Origin of the sequence: Peribacillus huizhouensis, from assembly GCF_014138605.1 — a bacterium.
Lineage (GTDB): Bacteria > Bacillota > Bacilli > Bacillales > DSM-1321 > Peribacillus > Peribacillus huizhouensis.
In genome coordinates this window covers 1-23,309 of sequence record NZ_JACJHX010000005.1, presented here as the reverse complement: position 1 = coordinate 23,309, position 23,309 = coordinate 1, and the positions used below count along the sequence as shown (strand labels likewise).

17 protein-coding genes are annotated in these 23,309 nt (G+C 35.0%); 3 read left to right on the top strand and 14 right to left on the bottom strand.

All coding sequences use genetic code 11. The features are described 5' to 3' along the window. Positions 1–182: 182 nt before the first annotated feature. Both HNP81_RS09610 and HNP81_RS09605 read right to left on the bottom strand, forming a co-directional pair. Entirely contained in the window at positions 183–1,448 is a 1,266-nt protein-coding gene (locus HNP81_RS09610; protein ID WP_182502490.1) for a polysaccharide deacetylase family protein, read from the bottom strand. An 863-nt stretch (positions 1,449–2,311) separates the two neighbouring features. Continuing rightward, positions 2,312–3,592, bottom strand: coding sequence for an S-layer homology domain-containing protein (locus HNP81_RS09605; RefSeq protein WP_182502489.1), 1,281 nt, complete (start codon positions 3,590–3,592; stop codon positions 2,312–2,314). 341 nt (positions 3,593–3,933) lie between these two features. Here HNP81_RS09605 and HNP81_RS09600 point away from each other — a divergent pair, with 341 nt between their 5' ends. Then, positions 3,934–4,635, top strand: a complete 702-nt coding sequence (locus HNP81_RS09600; RefSeq protein ID WP_182502488.1) for an SGNH/GDSL hydrolase family protein — start codon at positions 3,934–3,936, stop codon at positions 4,633–4,635. A gap of 299 nt (positions 4,636–4,934) precedes the next feature. On the opposite strand, the gene HNP81_RS09595 is transcribed toward HNP81_RS09600, so the two are convergent. Both HNP81_RS09595 and HNP81_RS09590 read right to left on the bottom strand, forming a co-directional pair. Beyond that, entirely contained in the window at positions 4,935–5,258 is a 324-nt protein-coding gene (locus HNP81_RS09595; RefSeq protein ID WP_182502487.1) for a hypothetical protein, read from the bottom strand. Between the two features lie 571 nt (positions 5,259–5,829). Beyond that, entirely contained in the window at positions 5,830–7,434 is a 1,605-nt protein-coding gene (locus HNP81_RS09590; RefSeq protein WP_182502486.1) for a trimethylamine N-oxide permease, read from the bottom strand. An 867-nt stretch (positions 7,435–8,301) separates the two neighbouring features. Here HNP81_RS09590 and HNP81_RS09585 point away from each other — a divergent pair. Beyond that, a complete protein-coding gene (locus HNP81_RS09585) occupies positions 8,302–8,826 on the top strand; it encodes a tubby C-terminal domain-like protein (protein ID WP_182502485.1) in 525 nt (174 codons plus the stop codon). 324 nt (positions 8,827–9,150) lie between these two features. On the opposite strand, the gene HNP81_RS24250 is transcribed toward HNP81_RS09585, so the two are convergent. The 9 genes from HNP81_RS24250 to HNP81_RS24590 form a co-directional block, all read right to left on the bottom strand. Beyond that, positions 9,151–9,285, bottom strand: a complete 135-nt coding sequence (locus tag HNP81_RS24250; RefSeq protein WP_268745215.1) for a hypothetical protein — start codon at positions 9,283–9,285, stop codon at positions 9,151–9,153. 518 nt (positions 9,286–9,803) lie between these two features. Beyond that, positions 9,804–10,736, bottom strand: coding sequence for a methyl-accepting chemotaxis protein (locus tag HNP81_RS09580; protein ID WP_182502484.1), 933 nt, complete (start codon positions 10,734–10,736; stop codon positions 9,804–9,806). Positions 10,737–11,051: 315 nt separating this feature from the next. After that, positions 11,052–11,432, bottom strand: coding sequence for a YolD-like family protein (locus HNP81_RS24600; protein WP_376766732.1), 381 nt, complete (start codon positions 11,430–11,432; stop codon positions 11,052–11,054). Between the two features lie 374 nt (positions 11,433–11,806). Beyond that, on the bottom strand, positions 11,807–13,333 hold the full coding sequence (locus tag HNP81_RS09570; RefSeq protein ID WP_182502482.1) for a solute symporter family protein: 1,527 nt from the start codon (positions 13,331–13,333) through the stop codon (positions 11,807–11,809). Beyond that, positions 13,330–13,677, bottom strand: a complete 348-nt coding sequence (locus HNP81_RS09565; RefSeq protein ID WP_182502481.1) for a DUF485 domain-containing protein — start codon at positions 13,675–13,677, stop codon at positions 13,330–13,332. The genes HNP81_RS09570 and HNP81_RS09565 overlap by 4 nt, the downstream gene beginning before the upstream one ends. Before the next feature lie 1,147 nt (positions 13,678–14,824). Beyond that, positions 14,825–17,038, bottom strand: a complete 2,214-nt coding sequence (locus tag HNP81_RS09560) for a transglycosylase domain-containing protein (protein WP_182502480.1) — start codon at positions 17,036–17,038, stop codon at positions 14,825–14,827. A gap of 62 nt (positions 17,039–17,100) precedes the next feature. Next, positions 17,101–17,337, bottom strand: a complete 237-nt coding sequence (locus HNP81_RS09555; protein ID WP_182502479.1) for a hypothetical protein — start codon at positions 17,335–17,337, stop codon at positions 17,101–17,103. Positions 17,338–17,674: 337 nt separating this feature from the next. Then, on the bottom strand, positions 17,675–18,067 hold the full coding sequence (locus HNP81_RS09550) for a DUF559 domain-containing protein (protein ID WP_182502478.1): 393 nt from the start codon (positions 18,065–18,067) through the stop codon (positions 17,675–17,677). Next, positions 18,064–18,258 carry a zinc-ribbon domain-containing protein gene (locus HNP81_RS24590; RefSeq protein WP_182502477.1) on the bottom strand — a complete coding sequence of 65 codons (195 nt, stop codon included), beginning with the start codon at positions 18,256–18,258 and terminating at the stop codon, positions 18,064–18,066. The genes HNP81_RS09550 and HNP81_RS24590 overlap by 4 nt, the downstream gene beginning before the upstream one ends. 154 nt (positions 18,259–18,412) lie before the next feature. On the opposite strand from HNP81_RS24590, the gene HNP81_RS23630 reads away from it, so the two are divergent. Next, positions 18,413–19,300 carry a DDE-type integrase/transposase/recombinase gene (locus HNP81_RS23630; RefSeq protein WP_220478543.1) on the top strand — a complete coding sequence of 296 codons (888 nt, stop codon included), beginning with the start codon at positions 18,413–18,415 and terminating at the stop codon, positions 19,298–19,300. Between the two features lie 576 nt (positions 19,301–19,876). Here HNP81_RS23630 and HNP81_RS09535 read toward each other — a convergent pair. Beyond that, positions 19,877–22,642, bottom strand: a complete 2,766-nt coding sequence (locus tag HNP81_RS09535; protein WP_182502476.1) for an S-layer homology domain-containing protein — start codon at positions 22,640–22,642, stop codon at positions 19,877–19,879. Positions 22,643–23,309 lie beyond the last annotated feature (667 nt).

Below are 23,309 nucleotides of genomic sequence, written 5' to 3'. Positions count from 1 at the left end.
TGGACTTTATATACTTCAGGATAAGAAGTACTGTTAGCGGTTATTAAATGCATTTTAATAAAATACTCAAAAGTTAGTAAACTTACCATCCATGCTTGATATGGATATTTTCCAATTAACTTAAAAGAACTGCGGAGATTTCTCTCCACAGTTCATCGTTTCGCAGTATGTTTGGTCATTCTTCATTCGTCCCAAGATTTAATCGGATTTACTAAAGGATCTTTATACGTCCCATTTAATTTATTAATGAAATCATTCAAGCTATGTCTTGGTGCGACACCTTGTCTTTTCAATGCATAAGGATTATCTCCTAATTTGACATTACCAGTTTCAGTGGTGAAAGCGAGCTTGATTCCTGCTTTACTTATTGCACTGATTGTTTCTTTATCGTATTGTCCCCACGGGTAAGCTAAGTATTGAATATGTGTAGGGTCATCATAAACTTGTCCAATATGAATCTTGCCTTTTTCAGTATCTTGATACACTTCATCATAGGTTTTACTAATAAGAAAGGGAATAAGCGAAATCGGTTCTCTTAAATGCATACAGTAAGTATGGTGTTGATAGTCGTATACATCTGTAGTTAATTTCATTTCATTAAAGCCTACATATTGAAGCGTGTTTTCATCCCAAGGCTTTGCGTATGCATTAGTTCTACAGCCAATGATAAACTGCGTCGCCTTGAAATTATTTTTTTTCAGAATAGGATAGGCTTCTGTAACAGTTGATAAGTATCCATCATCAAACGTAATCACAACCGTTGTTCCAGTTAGATTCATGTCGTGCAACAAATAATTTTCTAAATCGTTTATTGAAATAGTACGATACCCGCTTTTCTTTAAATAGTTCATTTGCTGTTCAAAGTCTGATACGCGTACGACCATATTATTACCTTTGAATTCAGTTAATTCTGGTTGAACGAGCATATGATGATACATTAATACTGGAATACCTGGATCTTCATTCACACTAGCGGATGGAACGAATCCCATTTCCCCGCCGATTTGAACTCGGTACCAATCTTTGTTTTTTGAAAGATAAGGATATCGAATATTTCTATTGATGACCCCGATAGATCTCCTGCTTTTGTCCATATTGTCGTAAATAACCGTTTTCCGTTTTGTAATAAAAGTGGAATTTACAGTTTTATTAGCAATATCTAAAACTTGTTCTTTAGATGCTGAAACGGTCTTCACATCTTTCTTCTTGATATAGCCATTGCCATTGCCAAATTTAATATAATAATAATTTGCATCTGATGAAACAATAACAAACTTCTGCCCAGACACTAGTGAGCCAACTTCAATCTTCTCACTTCCTATAAAGCTATAAACAGGCGTATCCTTAACAACTTCTATATAACTCGTATTAGCAGCAGCTTGGCTAGTAAAACAACAAATTCCTGTGACAACTGCTGCTATGATGAAACTCCTAACTAATTTATGCAATGCGAATCTTTGTCCCTTCTAATAAAAAGTGGATTAATTATTATCCCTATAAATTCCTTTTTATGTTTTATGCAGTATATATTACCTATGAAATTATACCATCTAAATGGTATATATTTTCAATTCTTTTCTAAAAATTAGGTTTATTTTCTCTAAAAGTAGATATAATTACACAAAAATAGCATCAACTGTAGTTAGTTGATGCCTCGTCGAAATACCCATTCATATTATTCTCTTTAACCTTAGCATGTGCTCCTTTTGCGGGATGTTTAACTCGCAAATGAATGACCATGTAGAGGCACCCCTTACTTACAGGAAGTTCCACTCATTACTGATTTATGTAGGTTATTAACTGGAATTATCCGTTTAATCAACCAATAGCTACGAAAAACACATTAGGAGAACTAATCATTTCTTTTAATATCTAATTCTCCTTTTTTAATAAATCTTTCACCGAGATTTGGGTGTTACTAAACCCTTGCTTGCGAATCTAGTTCACTGTTCCTTCCAAAGAGATTCATATTGTCATTTATTTACCATGCAAGACTTCCATTTACGTGAACAATTAATAGATAGTTTTCGTTTGGTCGGAGATTTTATTTTTTATAACTCTCATCGATCAATCATCTGTGATCGTCACTTCGATAGAGGAGTCTCTGCGGAACCTAAAACCTAACAATCCGCTCTATCTTTACAACAAAAGAAAAAAGCCCCATAGATTTCTCCACGGAACTTTATTATTATGCATAAAATGTCATTCAAATTAGATTGTTCTTTCATTTGAAAAGTTAGAGAAAAAATCGAAATTTCTAGCTTTATTTGTCTAACGATCCTCGAGTAGTGACTACATTCACCAGTCAACATTATTTATTAGCTTTTAATGCTTGAACCCTTGCTAATACAACCGCAAACTGGGCTCGATTAGTCGAATCATTCACACCGAATTTACCATTTTTATACCCTAACATAATTTTGTTCGTTGTCATGGCGTTTATATATGGTGTTCCCCAGTAGGATGCAGTGGTATCTTTGTAAGTAGGAGCTGAACTGTCACCTTTTAATTGAAACGCAGTACCAATAACCTTAGCTAATTGAACACGAGTTAACGGTGCATTGGGATTGAAATATTCAGCTTTCGTAAGAACTCCTGCCTCTGTAAGTTTTGCAATAGCCATATATGCTGGATGAGTTTCTGGTACATCCTTATATCCAGGGTTGGCAGGGATTGATTTAGTCATTGGAATGCTGTTATACAAGATTCCGGCCACTTCTGCTCTTGTAATCGGCTTTTCAGGGTAGATATTTCCTCTTTCATCGACATTCAGAATTTTACTTGCCAAAAGCATATTTAATTCTTTTTCAGCCCAATGTCCCTTCGGAAGATCATTTGCGGTAGGTTTAGCCTTGGCTATCATTTCTATTAGTGCATCACTCATTAATTTGTACCCCTCTTGATTCGGATGAATATTCTCAGGATTCGGAAGGTACTTCTTAGTATCATCGCCAAATTTATCATAAACTTGAACAAATGTAGCCCCTTCAGAAATTGTTAGTTGAATCGTTTGATTAAGAGTTTTTGTCAATTCAATAAGTTGCGGCTTTTGTGCATCAGAAAGGTATGGAAATGGATAATAATAACCCATGATGTAAATAGAAGCATTTGGATTAAGCTCTTTGATTGTTTGTAGAATCATCGTGTAGTTCTTAGCAAGAGTTTGAAGAGTAGATTTTACAGTAGCAGGATCAAGGATGAGGATATTTTTCTCAGCGTCAAGCTTTGCAATTTTCAATAAATCATTTGCTCCGGCAGATATAGTGATTAAATTGGCCTGTTTAACAGCTTCCCTTAATTCTGATTTCACTGTTAAATCATCCAATACGTTTTGCGTAGTGTAACCTGGAACAGCAAATTCTTTAGAGTATGTAGCCAACGAGTTTTTCCCTTTCAAATAGTCAGCAGTCATATCAGAGTAGCCACTACTAATCCCTTTCTCGGGCGTCATACCAGCAGCTAATGAATCCCCTAACGATAAATACCGTATGGTTTCAACACCATTCGCTGAGGCAGAAGGAGCCACCAATCCCACTAGTAAAGCAAAGACAAGTACCAAGCTCCATGCTCTCTTTTTAGAATTTTTAATCAATTACTCTCACTCTCCTTTTCATCTTGCATTCTAGAATTATATGAGCCTAAGTACTTATTTTATACGAAATTCAATTTTAAGTAAATTCAGAATTTTAACAATATATTTGTGGTATGATCTTTTCAAGCTTATCCAGATTCATTGTTCATCTTCACTTCTTGGCTAAATATTTATAGATTTGTTCTATCTCGGATGGGAGAGTGGCACACCGCTCAAGAAGATATTTAGTGGTATACCTTTGACACATTGTTTCTTCATGAGTAGTTGATATCTAGCAAATAACCTCTTCCAAAATATAACTATTTATGAGAAAATAGTATGGATAAGATAGGGGTGGAAAAATGAAAAAAATGGTGATGTGCCTTATTGTTGCATCTATTCTTTTAATCTCGGTTGGATCTATTAAAGCAGATGCAGCTGGATTCGTTGGGTTTGGAGACAGCAATACTGAAGGGACGTATTTCACACAATATGGATACGATCTAAATACACGATGGGTCATTCAAACTGGTGCAATAAATGCAGGGATAAGTGGAAATGACACTAATCAAGCAATGAAACGTTTCACTACTGATGTATTGGCTAAGAAACCTACGAGTGTCTCGATCATGTTCGGTCAAAATGATGGGCTATTATTGAACAATGGTAAACCACAAGTTGATAAAGTTAAATTTGAACAGAATATTACGAGTATGGTCACTCAATTAAAAGCTAGAAATATTAAAGTCTTGTTAATGACAAGCCTACCAGTACAACAAACACTTTACTACAATAAGTACCCAGATAAAAAGCACTTGTATGCGGATAAAGGTGGAATACGAATATGGCTGAACGGCTATAACGAGATTATTCGAAAAGTCGCTAAAGCACAAAACGTTCAACTTGTAGACCATTATGCAAACGCTTGGATTAAAGCAGGCGGGGGAGCAGGTTCAGACGCTCAACTTGTTGCAAGTGGCTTAATCGCACCAGATGGGTTTCATTGGACTCCAAAAGGGCATAGTATGATGACTTATTCCATTAATTATTATTTGGCAAGGTAACTAATATAGAATTATTATGCTATGTACCAAACAGGGAACCAGAAAAAGAGAAGCGGGAAAATTGCTATTAAATGAGCTTTCTTCCCGCTTCTCTTTTCATCGTTTTTCTCTTTTCCTTCCCTAATCACTTTCTTTTCAAAATTAAACGACTATTTTATATATGTACAAAAAAATGCCAGGGATAAAAACACAAAAATGTGAATAAGATGGAAAAATGCAGGATATCTAAACAATTAGACGCAAAAAGAAAGATCCTTTTTCTATGCCTTTGGTTTTCCGAAACATGTTCCCCCTACTTATTAACCCATCCACATTGCAAAAACAAAAAATGAGAACAGTGAGATTGGTATAGCTATTAACAATGTAATAAATATATATATAGCACTAATTTTCTTACTTATCTTCTTCTTTATGCTCAATAGACATGTTAGCACAATTGGAAAAATATACAGTACCCAACTAAGTATTGTAGGTATCGTTAAAAATAACCTTAGATTATCTTTCGATGTCTGATCTGCTAAATAATACGCAAAGTCTTGTGCGTATAATCCACCTACTGTTGCCATCACTAGACTGACAAGAATATAGAAACTTACAATCACCAATAAATTGGTTCTCCACATTTAGCTTTCTTCCCCCTCACTATTCTTTTTGTTCATTTCCCTCAATTGAATTTGCTTATCACTATAAATCTATTACAAATCTACTTGCATTATAAACTCTAGCGTATCTGCATTTATTAACACATCGATTTCAGTTAAAGTTATTAGATCAATAACTTTTGCTTCTACTATTTTGTTTCCCGGATTCGATACAAGACTAATTTTCCAATCTTCCTCAAGGGGCCTTTGCTAATCTTATTGATTCGGTTATCTACTAAAAGAAAAGCCTCGCAGAGATTTCTCTCCACAGAGCTTTTCAGTTAGAAGAATTTCCATTTTATTGCATGATGCCTGACACCCTGTTTCCTGTTTCTCGACAACTCAAGTATAAAGGAATGGATGATTACATGCATTTTTTGTATTTTAAATTGTGTTTGAACCCCAACAAATAGTATAGAACCTAGAAACCAGGATGATAATGAGGCTTAGGCAACAACAATCAACAACTAATAGAAAAAGTCAGAAAGCTAAATAAATAGCTCTCTGACTTTTATTTTTCCAAATTTCTGGATGGTTCCTGGCACCCTGTTATTTAGTTAGCTATACTATGAGCAATCAACATAACTACAATCCCTGCACCTATTGCTACATAAGGCCAAATACCGGCTCTTTTTTCAGTATTAGCACTAGCACCATCGGCACCATCCAACATTCCTTCCTGGAATTGACCTTTGTCAGTTATATAATGTCTATAGACAAACAATGGAATGACAATCCCCGCACTAATTAAACCGGCCCATAGAGTGCCTGGTCCCCAAATATCAGCACCAAATCCTAAGAATGTAATATTAACAAATGCAAACACTACATTTGTTATTAAAAGCCAATTTGGTGCTTTAAATGGTCGAGACCAATTTGGTCGATCCAATCGATGAATCCATCCCGAATTAAGATTAAGGAAATTGAATAGCAAGTAATTTACATTTGATATTGCAAGAACAAATGTGTAATCTGACAACGTCAGTAAGAAAATGTTTAATATGATACCCGCCCACATAGATCTAGTAGGTGCCCCGTTTTTATTAACCTTTGATAAAGATTTTGGTAACCATCCATCAACAGAGGCTTGATATAGTGTTCGGGAAGCCCCACCCATTGAGGTCATAATTGCTAGTAATAGAGATAGGATTAACAATAGGATTATAATAACCCCTATGACTACTCCGCCTCCTACCATAAGAGCCATAGCACCCCCAACTCCTTCACCACTAACAACTGAAGGATCTAGTAACCCCTTAAGTCCTAGCGCATTTTGAAAGGAGAATGGAACAAGTGTAAACATGAAGAAACACAATAAACCAGCAGATATAATGGCTTTAAATGTATCCTTTTTAGGGTTTTTAAATTCACTTGTATAACAAATTGCCGTTTCAAAAGCATAAGTTGACCAAGCAGCTAGGAACATTCCACCAAACAATAATTGAAATCCAGCCATATCCCAAGAACCTGAAAGCGGATTCATTGGTAATAGATTTTTCAACTCAATCCCATGCGTAAATAGTGGAATAACCCCGACTAAAATTAGTGGTAAAAGTGCGATAATTGCTACTATCTTTTGGAAACGCGCAGCCTTTAGAACACCTAAATTTTGTATACCAAACATTGCGAAAAGAAACAGAACCGCAACAATGAAACCGCCATTAATACGCATTGTTAGATCTGGCCTAATCCATTCTAAATTTAATAGTGTAAATTGCCAAGTTGTAAGAGCTGATCCAGCAAAAAAGTTATTTAAAACATATGACGCAGCTAGCGATGTTCCAAGAGCTAGTACAGGGGTCCACGCTAGCCAGTTACACCATACGGATATTGCAGCGGCAAATTTTGAATACCTTACCCAAGCCATTGCTCCGTATACAGATGCCCCTCCTGATTTATTAGGAAACAACCCGGCAATTTCAGCATAAGTAAATGCCTGGAGAAGCCCCATAGAAATGGATAATGTCCAAACTAACCAGGAGATATTCCCAACAGTGGCTGCGATAGATCCAATTGAAAATAATAATAGTGCTGGTACCCCACTTGAAAACCAAAAAGCATCCTTCCAAGTTAATGTTCTTTGCAATTCAGATTGGGAACCTGGTGGTGGACTCGGACTTTGTAAAACTTTAGCAGTACTTGATTCACTGGCACTCATAAACAAATTACCCCCTTATTTTTTTAAGTTATACTAGTTTTTATGTAAATTTACTCTTAGTAGTTCAGATAGATTATCAATAAATAATAAGTTGTCATAATATTAGCATCTATAGAGCAAAAAGAAAATACAATCTTATGAAAATTCTAAATTATTAGTAAATAAATTGATCCCAATTGTTTTTCGAGGAACACTATTGCTAATTTTGAACAAAAAGTAACCGTTCATAGGGAAAGAGGACTAATTTCCTGAACGGTTAAGTATAGTATGATGCAGTGTAGCTGATTTATTACCAGTTTCAGCTCTATCTGTTACTAAATCAGAAGCAGAGGAATTTGTAGTAAGTGAAAAGGATCCATAATAAAACTGTTAAACCTAAAAAGAATATTCCAAATAAAAATGAAAAAATTTTAAAGATTACAATATGATATGTCTTTGGAGCAAATTTTTCAGAAATTAATAATAGAACACTAAATATCAATTCAATCCAAGTTAAAGTATTAAAAGTAAAATCGTCATCTTCTTCATATATTTTAAAAGCAACATAAAAAGCATTTCCTGCAATAAATAAAAAAAGTAATGAACTTATTACCAACATATATATATTCATTCACAAGCATCTCTCCTGATTTGGGTTTCTCTTTCAACTAAATTGCACCTTTTATTTAAGTGTTCCATTACAGCCACAATTATTATATATGAATACGGGAATGCGCTCCTCATCAATATGGCTCTAAAACAAAAAAGACGCGTTCCTAAATAAACGCGCCCGATTGCGAAAAAAAAGGTACCAATACAAATGGCTTTCAATAATACATATTTGTTATATTATGATAAATGATGAATTGAATGATTTGGAGGAACACTATGGAACGTTTTACTTATCAAGTACCTAGGGGTAATGTACATATTTCAACAATAATGCCGATAATAAATGAACATAGTAAAACTGTTTTCGAAATGCGAAAACAGCAACATAGATTCCTTGCCCGTATCGTTAATGGGTCATTACGCTATGGCATACCTTATTGTTATAAAATTGCAAATGAGTATACAAAACCTCTTTATACTATAGACTGTGTATTCCCTGGAATTCGCTATAAATTGATCGAACATTCATCCTCACAAATAGTGCAGATTGTCCCCCTTAGAGTTCAATTAATTGAAAAGGCGTACTCGTTTAGACTTGATAGCCACGAATATTATTTTGAAAAGGACTATACAAGTTCCGGTTACTTAAAATATGACAATCAACAGGTTGCTACTGTTTCAATGCCCATTAAGTACGATATTTCTTTGGAATCTGATACCATTATTATAAAAGCAACAACTGAGGAATTCGCAGCTCTTGCTGCAGTTCTATATCATACGTTTTATTATTATGGTGCCTAAAATAAATCTGTGATCGGTTAAAGCACCAGTTAGTTCAATAAAATATTTATCCTATTTTAAGTAGTCTTCAATAATTTCTCTGAACACGTTCTTAGCTTCTTCCAATGTTACTAACTCGCCGATAACCTTACTTCCAGGGATGTTTTTTGAAAGTGGTATACCTAAAAGATACCTTTGACACTTCCATATAGGAACTTCAATTATAATTTTATTATTCTCTATTTCTATTTCTACTGAAACGAAAGAAAAATATCTAGGTTTAAGAAGAAATAAAAAAACCGATTCTCTTTTCACACTTGAGAATCGGTTGCTGGATCACTTTGATTAAATTGACAAGATAAATTCATTATAACCATCCTTATTTTGTCCTTTTATGTTCTTCATAAAATAAGCGTATTCTGGTTGAGCCTTTCCGTGTAATTCTGCTGCTTCAACTACTAACTTTATAAATTTTTTCATTTAAGATATCCCCTTCCAATATGTTATGTCTTTATTATTCAACATTGGATACCTTTTTACAAAGCCGATGAAAACGAAAACAACGACAATGTAAGCGAACACTATATATCTTTTTCTCGTAATTTCGTCGTTTTTCTTAATTTATTTATATATTTTAACTTTCTCCTATCAAGTGCAAATATTTGTATTTATACTCCTAAGTGAAGATTGTTTAATATTATTGCCGTTATTAATTCTTCAACTAATCTGGTTCAATGTTTAAGAACATTTCTTCAAGATTCCACTTAAATTCTAACATGTATACTTTGTTTACTTTAAGAGTTGTGTTCAATTAATGGGCCCTTTTATGTAATAAGGACGATAATCCTTATTACATAAAAGGGCCCGATTGCGGAAGAACTCTACTGGAAAAAATAAGAATTATACTCATTTTGGAATTGTGCTCAATTGCGACACTAATTTAACATGCCGAGTATTTGAAGTAAAAAGTAACTCAATGATTCTAACCTTGGCTAACATTATCCTTGTAGCTGATCCACTAAAGATTTTGCTTGTATATCAAGCTGACGGGCTGATTCACCAATCTCAATAAATTCACGTACTGCTTGTTCAATACGATTCTGGCTTTCAGAAATCGATTTTTCTGAACGTTCTGTTCCTAAACTAATATTTTGTACTTGTTCATTTATATTTTTCACATTAGATTGTACCTCTTGAGTTGCTACCTTAGCTTGATTGGCTAACTTTCGAACTTCGCCTGCAACAACGTTAAAGGCACGTCCATGCTCACCAGCGTGGGCTGCTTGAATTGCCGCATTCAAAGCTAATAAATTAGTTTGCGTGGCAATATCATCGATGGTTTTCACTATACCACGAATGGCTTCAGTTTGAGTTTTAAGCGTTTGTAAAACTTCCATGTTTTTGTTAGTTTGTTCAACAATTTTTATTATTGTAGATGCAACCTCATGACTACGGCTAATTCCTTTCTCCGCACGTTCTTTTAAACCCTCTGCCATTTGTTGTAAATCGCGTGTTACCTTATCTATTCCATCTTCACGAGCCGTAATATCGGTAGCCACTTTTATTACTGCTTGAATTACTCCACTTTCATCAAAAACGGGTGTATATGTTGCTTCAAGCCATATCCTCTTTCCTTGTTTCGTTACTCTTTGAATTTTTTGTTGAAAAGATTTTCCAGTTCGGAGATTTTCCCAGAAAGTATTATACTCTAAACTTTGTACAAATTCATAAGTACAGAATTGACGATGATATATATTAGACAGTTCTTCTACTCTATAACCCATCACCTGTGCAAAATTATGATTTGCCCAAAGTACCTTTCCATAAGGATCAAATTCAATCATTGCTAATGATGTTTCTAAAGCAGCAAGTACAGAATTTTGATTTAATATCTGTGTACTAGTAGGTTTTGAAAGATAGTCAATCATCATATGTTAATCTCCTATTTTTTTCAAATGTTTTTTAATTTCTACCACAATTATACTGAATATTAGGTCTTATGTCATATTTTCATTGGAGAGGACAAACCGAAAATTCAAAAAATAGGATCCCTTCATATTCAAGAAAATGGCCCGATTGCGGAACAACCCTTTAGATAACATCCAAAGGGGCAAAGCATCGTAACTTTTTTTGCAAACATCGCATCTTTTTTATAAACATCGTGACTTTATTTTAAATCCACATCTATGCTTCTTGCACGCTAATGATATTTTTAAAAAGTATATGATGGATGTTACCATCAGCATCTATATAATTTGGCTATTTAAATTATTTATGTAACGAGTAGTTCCAGTTAGTTGTTGTACGAAACCATTATTAAAAAGATTAAATGTAACAGGTGTATTAAATTCCATAGATTCACTAATAGTTCGTCCTATAGCTTCTAATTCTTGTTCATCGAGTATGGGTTGTTTTATCCGATATTCATCCACCAAAGCATCTTTTAAGGACTGTACATGCTCTAGCCGATTACAATTAGAAGAACAAAGAAGGATAACCCCTTTGGTCCGAGCGTTCTTTAATCTTAGGAGCGATGCGAAGCAGGAAGTTTCCAATGATTTTGATCTTAAAGGTTTTGAGGATTTGATCTTCAGAGTGGCCGGATCGGCCGTTAGGCAAATGGACACAGAAACCTACGGAATGTTAAGAAAGGCACTTTTCCTTTCTTTACATAACGTGGTTATCGAGCCATTTTGACCGGAGCCAGATGCCATAAAAATAGTTTTATCATTTTACAATTTCAATATTTTTCTGAGTAGACGAAATTTAGGAGAAACTTTCAAATAATGCTTTTATTTACTATTCTCTTGAGCTAAGCGGATATCAAAAAGGTGGTTGAGAGCACCCGCCTAACCTAGGAGTATTCTGACTTTTGTAAATCATGATCGATTTCATTCAATGCCAAAAGCCGATACCTATCTAAAATTAATATCGGCTTTTAACTTTTATTCACCTAAATTTTTTAATATCACTAAGAAATAATATTCACATATATACCCAACTATTTCACTCCAGTATTCGCCCTCACCATGACTTCTGCATACTTCTTCTCATCTCGTTTATTTGAGACAACTGTTCCAATAAAAGCACCGAGGAAGCCTGCTGGAATGGAGATAATCGCTGGATTTGTAAGTGGAAAGATTGGATTTCCTACAAGAATCGCAACACCTGGCTCAGGATTCAACACACTTGGACTTATCGCTACAAGCACTAACGCAGTAATCAAACCCGATAATATCCCAGTAATCGCTCCTACCGTATTAAACTTTTTCCAGTATATCGTATAAATTATAACAGGTAAGTTTGCACTTGCTGCAACACAGAAAGCGATAGAAACAAGAAATGCAACGTTTAAAGTCTGTGCAAAAAGAGCGAGAATAATAGAAAAAATAGCTACTCCAATTGATGCATAACGAGCAGCAACCATTTGCTCTTTTTCCGAAATCTTTCCCTTTTTAATAATTTGCCCGTAAATATCATGAGCAAAAGCAGATGCTCCTGATAAAACAAGTCCGGCCACTACAGCTAGAATCGTTGCAAAAGCAACAGCAGAAACAAATGACATCAGAAAATCTCCGCCAAGTGCTTGAGCTAGAAGTGGGGCAGCCATATTACCGGCAGCATTGGCGCTGATAATGTCTTGTGAACCAACAAATGCTGCTGCTCCAAAGCCAAGGAAAATCGTTAAAATATAGAATATCCCGACTACCCATGTTGCTGTGACAACAGAGCTTCTTGCGGTCTTCGCATCTTTCACCGTGAAGAATCGCATTAAAATATGTGGTAAGCCAGCGGTTCCCAGGACAAGTGCTGCCATCATTGACAACGTATCAATTCCATTGGTATATTTTACACCTGGATTTAAATATTCCTCTCCTAGCGGCATTAGCGCTTTCATATCATTAAACATCTTTAAAATATTAAAATCGAACTTAGCTAACACTAAAAACGAAATGACAACAGTACCTACCATCAGAAGCACAGCTTTAATAATTTGTACCCAGCTAGTCGCAGTCATTCCACCAAATAATACGTAAATTGTCATCATTACACCAACAAGTAAAACCGCCAACCAATAATCAATTCCTAGTAAAAGCTGAATAAGCGCTCCAGCTCCAACTAATTGAGCAATCATATAAAAAATAACAATCGTAATCGTACTGAGCGCAGCAACTGCCCGAACTTTCTTTTGCTCAAATCTAGCATTAATCATATCAGCAATTGTATATTTTCCTAGATTTCTTAACGGCTCTGCGACAATATAAAGCACAACAAGATAGGCAACTAAATAACCAATTGAGTAGAAAAATCCATCAAAACCAAAAAGAGCAATTGCACCTGCAATCCCTAAAAATGAGGCAGCTGATAAGTAATCACCTGCAATTGCAAGTCCATTTTGCCATCCTGTTAAGCCACCACCCGCTGTATAAAACTCACTCGTTGTTTTCGTTCGTTTTGCAGCCCAATAGGTGATAACAAGAGTCATTCCAACGATAAGAATAAATAATACCAAGGCGGTTGTACTCATAATTTTTCCCCATGATTTTCTTCATTTTCAATGATTTGTTCGGCAAGGTGGTCGAACTTACCTGCTTTTTTGACATAGATTATGCAAAGTATCCAAGTCATAACAAATTGTGCAAATGCATAAACCCATGTCCATGTAATTGAACCAATAGCAGGTCTGTTCAGAATTGTCGTAAAGGAAGTAAGAATTGGTAACATAAAATAGAATACTAGGAAGAATACAGTTATTGGTATGAGAAACTTTCTCTTTGATTCCAGCAAGCTTTTAAAATCTTGACTTTCAGCAATTTTTTCAAAATCATAACTTTTTTTCTCAGCTTGGATATCCTTAGCAATACTATTCATTCTATTACCTCCATCTGGAATATTATGGTTCATATGTCTATTCTAAGAAAATATCAGCTATTAATCAATAGATAATTCACCATTTATCCCGACAAAGAAAAGAATTCCAGAACATTCAAAGCGGTATAGAATGTTAGGTAGATGAGCAGACCCTTTAAGGCGCCCCAAAAGATGTACTAGGCTCGTAATCAATTACAATTTCTTATTAGCAATCATAAAAGCTAAGTGAAAACCTATTCGAAAGTTAAAACATAACTTTTTCTCTACAAAACCATTCAAAAATCACTTAGATGATATCTGAGAAACGCTACGACGAAACGAATTACAAGAAAGCCTTAAACTGTTCATTCGATTTAAAATACATAAGGTCCTAATTAATAAAAATCAAGTAATATCCTAAAGAATGTGATGCAGGGTTAACCTGTGTAATGATAATAAAGTTGTTTAATTTTGAAGCTGAAAAAACGCATTACACCGTCCGCAAACGTGGACGGTGTAATGCGTTTTTTCACAATTACTAAAAGAACCCATGAATGTAACAATAAAGGCGTTTAAAAATCTAATATACATTGAGCACGTGGATGACAAAATGGAACAGCTACAATCCATTCCCTTGATGAACCAATTAATAAACAAAGTGTTTCTGTAACAAGCTTAAATCAACAGTAATTTATCAAGTATTTCCCCATAATAAACCTCCACCTTCGGGCGGTAGTTTCATGTTTGATTAAATTCAGTTGAAATCTTCTTTAACTTTCCATACCCTCTTCTTAACAATAAAATCAAAATCTCCTTCTTACAAAGCCTTTTCAAAAAACTGGTCCAATTCAAAAAGAACACCCTCTTATTTAAGAAAGGCGTCCGATTGCGGAAGACCGTAATCAAAAGAATCAATACTTTACCGCTATTTCTTATGGTGCTAACACACCCGTTACACATTAAGTACATTTCTTCACATTCTCAATTAACATGAATAATTGGAGGATTTTGCTTCCATATAAAAGACCTATAAAAATGGGTCATGTGTATTTAATCTGTTAAAGTTTATTTTGAATTCAAAGAGATTTTCCGATTAACTATCTATTGTCTTAATAAGTGAAATCACCCTATTATTGAAGTGGAACAATAGTAAGAAAAAAATATCTATCTAATCATGCTTTTGTTTCTTTTCCTCTTCCTTTTTTCGACTCTTCTTTTCCTCTTTTTTCAATTTCTCTTCCTTTTTTCGACTCTTCTCTTCCTCTTTTTTCAATTTCTTTTCTTCTTTTTTGAGTTTCTTTCCTTCTTTATTTCCGCCATTATTAGGATGAATTATTACATTGTCGGGCTTAGGTGGAACTTCTGCAGAATCAATTCCTTTTATATAAAGTTCATTATTCACTCTGTAGACACTTTCTGGTTGCTGAAAATTTGCTGTGTCCGTTCCGAAAGCTTCCATCATTGCTTTAAACATTAACTGTGAGATTTTCGTCGTATTTCCACTCATATAGTTACCCTGTCCGTTTTGAGTGTAACCCGTCCAGACAGCCATGGTGTATTGTGGTGTATACCCTGCAAACCAGCTATCATTTGTAGCTGAGCTTGGGTATCCATATTTAGCTCGAGTTTTTTCGTCAAAATTGGTTGTACCTGTTTTCCCGGCAACATCCAGTCCAGAAACATTTGCAGTTGTTCCTGTCCCAGCACTTACGACTGTGCGTAACATATCAGTTACCATATAGGCAGTGTAATCCTGCATCACTCGTTTTGATTCCTGGGCAAAGCTAACCTCTTTGTCATCAGGGAAAATAACTTTTTGGACAAAATGTGGTTGAGTGTATACCCCTCCATTTCCAAAAGCACTAAAAGCTCCAGCCATATCCAAAGGATTAACGGTATTGCTTCCGATTGAGTAGGATTCATATACCTGATTATTCTTAAAAGTAATGCCGAGTTGCTCTGCAAAATTCTTTGCTTTTTCCATCCCTACCTCTCTCATTGTGAGTAAAGCAGGAATATTGTAAGAGTATTGTAATGCTGTCCGTATAGTTATGATACCGTGGTATTTACGGTCCCAGTTAGAAATAGGTTGACCAGTTGAATACGATGTCTTCTGGTCATGGATTAAATGACCAGTGGACCATTTTAAATGTTCAATCGCAGGTCCATAATCAAAAATAGGCTTAAATATGGAGCCAGGTTGACGTTTCATCTCGATTGCAAAGTTGTGTCCTAGAAATCCTGCTTTAAAGTCGTTTCTCCCGCTTCCAATCGCCCTAACTTCACCCGATTTTGTATCTAAAAAGACAAAGGCTCCTTGAAAATTTGAATTTGGATAAGCAATAACTTCATCTGTGCTCAGCATTCTGTCAGCATAATCCTGGGCTTTTGGATCCAATGTAGTATAAATTGATAATCCGTCCGTGTTGATGTCAACATCCTTCAATTTTCCCTTTACTTCTTTTACAGCAGCATCCAAAAATGCTTCATATGGCATGCTCTGTAGCGTATTTTTTTGTACGAGACCTTCTGTTACAGGAACTTTTTCTGCTTCCTTCATTTGTTTTTCCGTGATATAGCCATCTCGATGCATCGAGCTTAATACGATATGACGGCGCTTCGTGGCTGCTTCTTTGTTTTCCGGTATAGTTGGATCATAATTGTTAGGACTCTGTGTCAGTCCGGCTATCATCGCCGCCTGCGCAAGCGTCATTTTTTTCAAATCATCGGACTCAATACCGTAATAATTCTTAGCTGCGGCAGCCACTCCGTAAGAGCGGTTTCCAAGGTAGATTTTATTTAAATACATCATTAAAATGTCCTGCTTGGAATATTTTTTTTCCAACTGATACGCTAAGTCCCATTCTTGCACTTTACGTTTCAGTGTTTTCTCTGGAGACAGAAAAGAATTTTTAATGACTTGCTGTGTAATCGTACTACCTCCCTGAGATCCGAAATCCCCGGTTACGTTCACGAAAATCGCCTTGGCTGTCCGTTTGAGGTCGATCCCAAAATGTTCGTAAAAATGGGAATCCTCGGTGGCAATAAAGGCATGTTCCAACACTTTTGGCACTTGATTGTACGTAATTTTTGTCCGTTTTTCCCTCCCGTATTCATAAAGGAAGTTTCCGTCTTTATCATAAAATTTAGTAGAAAGTGGGTCCACTAGCTTAGAAGAATCTAAGGTAGGTGTACCCATAATCATTGAAGCGAACGTAATGGCTCCTGCTCCTGTTGAAACAAGACCGAGTACCAAACAGACAATGACCATTTTTTTTAACAACGATCCTTTTTTCAGTATACCAATACTTCTTTGTTTATTTTGGTTTGTTTTTTCCGCTTTTTTTCGTTCCTCACGAGATTGATACACTTCTTCAGACATTCATATTCTCTCCCATATAAAGATAATTAAAGTTAATATAAGATAAAAAGCCTGTGTCGATATTATAGTTTAATGTGATTAAATTTCGGGACATCTTTTTCATGAACTCCTATATAACGGATTGAAGAACGATTGATCCAATAATCCCCATGGTCACCTTTCTTAAGAAAGTATTTGCGCTGATCAATCTTTTCTACTATTTCTTGTATAACTTGTTCCTTACTAATATCTTCCTTTTTCATTATTCTTTCTCGTTTAATATCATCCTCTAAGGTATAACAAACTATAAATTCCTTCATACTAACTCCTCCATTTAAAACTTACAAAGTTGATCAAGCTCTATAAATCTACAGTTGGATGTTAATTTACTTGATCCTATTTATATAACTTCGTAAGAATTCTTAACTTTATTGGGGATTATGGGGTGTTAGTTTAAACCAAAAATAAAAAAGAGCTGCCGCAGCAACTCATTCCTATTCAACAAACCTGCTTCTTTACTTTAAGTACATAATATCACAATCTCCTTTAAAATTTAGCATAAGGATCTAATTCTCTTTAAAGGAGTTTGACTTCGTTTTACAGGCGGTACCTGTTTTACTATATTTAATTGATCGCGATCAGTATCTATATCCAAGTTCAATATTTTCTTATATGTACTTTCAGAAAGAGATAATTCTTTATGCATAAACTTAAAAGTGAAAGAATTGTTTGCCTTTCTAAATATGAATTTGAACCCAGTTTAAAGGTAATATTTATTGAACCTTTAATAAGAGGCAATCCTTGCACTCGCAGTCGAATTACTTTATAACCGTGTTCAACTAATGACTCTGTTTTAGAACTATCTATTCTTTCACGGTTTTCATGATAATAGAGACTGTCATATTCAATAACAATATTCAAATTGAGGATATATACATCAACTTCTTTAATGCCTTCTATATCTAGTTGGTAACCATTGTCTGTGAAACCAAAAACCTGTTTTAAGTAATAGGATATGAGTTCATTAAACGATGTATTCCACCGTTTCATAAACAAATAACACCCTGTATTATTAGTTGCCCTATTTTTTGCTTCTCCTTCCCATTCGTATCCACATACATGCACTTCCAATGAATCCTTTTATCAGATCCTATGGTTACATTACTCGGATCATACTTCGTTTTAATATAATCCCAATCTTTAAGTAATTCAGGCTGGCATTTGGTTATTGAGTTTTTCATTATTGCGCCTCAATTCTCCATATTTAAGATATTTATATTATTACTTACTACCATACAAAAAGGATTAAGACCAATTCACAACATACACGTTTATCTTATAATTAAAGGAAAATAAGAAAACATATCATTTATTTTAGTAGGGAGAGGATTTATTTTGTCTATTATTCGTTCATTATATGCATGCTTTAGAGAATGGATGAACTATCTCATGCCTTTTCTTTCACTTTTCTTTAAATCTTCAAACGATATTAAACTTGAAAATATTGCTCTTAGAAGTCAATTAGCACTGTATAAACAACGTTATGAAAAACAGAAGCTGCCCAAACCGACACCAACTCCAGTTTTTAGACAGCTTTGGGTTATTCTTTCTAAGTATCTGGTAAACTGGAAATCTCATTTGGTTCTTGTCAAACCTGAAACAGTCATTAAATGGCATCGAACTGCTTTCAAACAACAATGGAGACGTAAATCAAGTAAAACAGGACGACCTAGAATATCACAAGAAACGATTAATCTCATAAAAAGAGTGCATCATGAAAATCCTATGCTATCACCTGAGAAAATTCATGAAAAACTACAACTACTAGGAATAGAAAAACCTCCTGCTCCTAATACAATAGCTAAATATATTCCGAGTGTAAGAAAACCACCTACTGAAAAACAAATTCAAACATGGAAGACCTTTCTTAAAAATCATCAGTCTGTCACTTGGGCAACTGATTTCTTTACCATTCCTACGTTAACCTTTGATGTCCTTTATGTATTAGTAATTATTGATCATCAAACTCGAAAGATTATTTCTTTTGGTGTAACATACAATCCTACAGCTCAATGGACCATACAACAATTTAGGAATGCAACGCCATATGGTGAAGTACCTAAATATCTCCTTCATGATAATGACACCATTTTTCGTTCCAAAGCATTTCAACGGTTTTTATCATCATCAGGAATCACCTCAAAGAAAACGGCCTATCGTTCACCGTGGCAAAACCCGCATGCAGAAAGAGTAATCGGTACAATCAAGCGTGAACTATATTAGATCAAATCATCCCGCTTAACCAATTACACTTACATAAACTACTTCATGAATACATCCACGACTACTACAACACCGATCGAACGCATCAAGGAATCGAAGGTAAGACACCCATTTCTTCACCAGTGTATATTCCAACATCAGTAGCGGAAACAAAATTAGAAGCAACACCTGTGTTAAACGGCCTTTATCATACTTACAAAAAAGCAGCTTAACACATCACTATCTATTTTTTAAAAACCTTCGTAGAAAGGCTTATTTGGCATGCCTTTCTTTTTTGATTCTTTTATTCTCATCGTATATGCCCTTTACCTTTTGTCTAAATTGAATCTACCACCCTCAAAAATAAACGAATCATCCTATAAAAATAGGATGATTTAACCGTGGATTGAATTTTTGAAGTAGACACGTTAGTTTGATTATTGTCTCCTTATATCTTTTCTACTTTTAATTGGATATTCGTTCTGATTTAAATAATTTTTTCCTATCCACTTTTTAATTAACAAAAAAAAGCCCTGTGGTGAAATCACCACAGGGCTTTTTGCTAATTCTACTATTCTAATAGAGAATTTATATTAATTATTTAGTTACAGTTACGTTAACTGTTACTGGAGCAGCTAGTAAGTTGTTATCAGTTGCAGAAGCACCTTCTACATATAAAGACTTAATTACTAGAGTAAATGTTACTGAATCTCCTACTGCTGGAACACCAACAACGTCACTTAATAAAGATGCTGTAGTAGAAAGACTACCTGTACCTGTAGTAGAAACGTTTGCTACTGAGAAATCAACAGCAAAGTTTTCATCAGAGAATCCTAGTAATTGATCTTCGTCGATCCAAATGTTACCAGTTGTTGCTGTATTATCAATACCGTAAACAGGAGCACCAGTTACAAGTGCATTTCCTTTTGCATCTTTAACAGCTACAAGAGATTTATTATACTTGTATCCACCGTTTGTAGCAGCGCTCTTCACAGCGATGTATTCTGAAAGATCAGCATCTTCAATTAATTGAGTTGAATCAAGCTTACCAAAGATTAACTCTTCAATTGACAATGTAGTATCTGATCCAGTAAGTTTTACAGCTACTGGTTTAGTATTAACTGTTGCACTAGCTGGTACACTTGCGGAGTTAATATATTTAATTGGTAGACGTTTTGTAATTCCACCAGCAAGTACATCAACATTTACAGTACTTGAAGCTGTTAATAGTGTTAACTCATCGTTTCCTTGGAATTGAAGTGCATTTGTATCCACTTCAACATAATCATCAGATCCAACTAATGTTGCTGTAGCTGTAGTAGATAAATCTTCTAAACGATTACCTTTAGAATCTAAAGAGTAAATTTTTGCTGTAGCGAAATCGATTGAATCAACATCAGTAGTAGATACTGTATTCGGAGCATTAACATCAATTTCAGAAGCAGCAACAATATCTAATCCTGTTGGTGTTGCTGTTGTGTCAACATTTACAACATTAACAGAAATAGTTTTAGTCATAGTTGGTGTAGTATCTGAAGCATTTTTGAAATACTTAACAGACACAGTACCGTTTACAATTTTATCTTTTGTTGAAGTGACTGTGAATGTATCAGTTGTATCAGCCCCAGCATTAAAATCAATTGTATTACCTGCACCTGTTCCACCAATTACTAGTCCATCAGTGTTTGTTGTAACAGTAACTTTTCCTACTGTTCCAAATGCGAAATTGTCACCAAATTGATCAATAGCATTTACAGTAACAGTTTTTTGGTTAATACCTTCTACAGTACCAGCGTTAACTTCTTCATCTGAAAGTTTAACAGTAGTCACGTTAGTAGTAATACCTGCTAAAGCAGCTTCTTTCTTAACATCTACAGTGAAAGTTCTCTTTGTTTTATCAGCAAGAGTAACTTCGAATGAAGCTTTACCTTGTTGACCTGCGTTTGCAGTAACAGTTAAAACCGCACCAGTTACGTCAGCTGTTGCAATAATAGGGTTAACCGATTTTACTGTAGCACCAGTGAAATCAATTGCTTCTGTTTGTGGATCTTTGTTCACAGTATCAAACATAGCAACTTCTTTAGAAGTGTTAGCGTACATAGAAGTAGTTTTTGAAGCAGCGTTAAATGCTACTGTGTTTTGTGGTGTTTCAGCCAAATCAGTTACATCAGCAACTAGTGTATATCCTTGGTTAGCAACTTGATCCGCTGCAACAGCAACAGTTACTACAAATGTATTAGTTAAAACAGTTCCATCAGCTAATGTTACAGTTACTGTTACATCAGCAGTTCCTTCAGCAACTGCAGTAATATCTGTCCCATCAACAGTTCCATCTGTAGTAGCAGTAACGATATTAGTATTAGATGAAGTTACAGCAACAGATGCACCAGAAACAGCTTTACCATCTTGGTCTAATACAGAAATACCAGAAGTAGCACCAATTGTTGTTAGAGTTCCTTTAGTTAAAGCAACTGTTACACCATCTTGTACTGCCCAAGTAAACTTGCCTGTTGAGTCTGGATATGCTTCGCCTTCTGCATTTTTGAATCCAGTAGCAGTTAAAGTATATTCCTGATTACGAGTAAATGCATTGTTCACTACAACTTCTGCAGATTTTTTATCAGCTGAAAGAGTTGCTTTAACAACAGTTAAGCCACCAGAAATAGTGAAGTTAGTAAAATCAAGTTCACTTACTGGGTTTTTGAAAGTAACTTTAGCGGTAGTAGCGTTAATCGCACTTACACTTTTAACTTCAGGTGCAACAGGTGTAACGTCGTTTGCAGCTTTGTATAAGAAGATTGCATAGTCACCGCGTTTTGCAGTTTGAGTTGTACCGAATTTGTCTGCTGCAGTTCCGTTAGTGATTTTGTTAGCTACTAGAGCAGAAACTGCTTCTTTGTAACGGTCGCTAACATCTGTGAAGTTTACAGATCCATCACCTTTAAGATCGAATCCTTTTTGGATCCATACAGCTAATTCACCACGAGTGATTTTGCTGCTTGCATCAAATGAAGTAGCTGTTTTACCGCTAGTAATTCCAGCTGCTTTAAGAGCATTTACGTATTTAGCTGCACGTGCAGGTACATCAGTGAAACCAGAAGCTGGTGCAGCTTCGATGTCAAGACCTAGTACTTTTACAATTAGAACAGCTGCATCAACACGAGTAATCTCTTCGCTTACACCGAATGATGTTTCAGTAAGACCGTTTGCTCCTTTTGAAACTAAGTAATCTACTGCATCTTTATATTTATCTGATACATCTGAGAATGCTGCAGATGCTATTGGAGCGATTGCTCCTGCTACTAAAGTAGCTGTTGCTGCCGTAGCAACGAATTTACGATAAGACTTTGGTTGGTAAGCCATGTAATAAAATCCTCCCCGTTTTGAAAAAAAAATTTAATATTATCGATGATTAAACATCGAAATAAACAGAATAATTGAACCACTCTTAATCTATCATAGAAATATTTGGAAATCAAATAATATTATGGATTAAGAGATTAGACAATCTTGGTTTCTATTTTACCAAAACTAACAATTTTTTCAACTATTTTTTCACAAATTTCTCATTTTTGTTAAATATGTGTTCATCTATTTACTATGTAACGGTACGATTACCACACTTTTACATTATAACCACAATTAAAGAAAATTGGTAGAGTTTATTTTTGGAAATTTATAGAATTGCAAACTCCACCTTCTTTTGTCATCTATTCTAGTAATAAAGTCGGTTTTTCACTATTACGTTATCATTTAATAGTTTTAGGGCCAAATGCTACTTTTGTATGATTCTTCGTAAACAAGGAGGTATTCAATTTTAAAAAAAAGAACCCAAAAGGCAAACTGCCTCTTGAAGTGACCCCAAAAAGTTAGACTCGGTTATTTCATTAGGCAGCTTGTTGGGCATGGGTTCGGTATTGTACCGGACTCATGCCTTTCTTACGTCTAGTCAAGTATTTTAGTTTTTCTTTTTTTATTTCTTTTTGGAGGTAGGGGTACCTATTCCTCCAAACAAAATTTACACAACCCA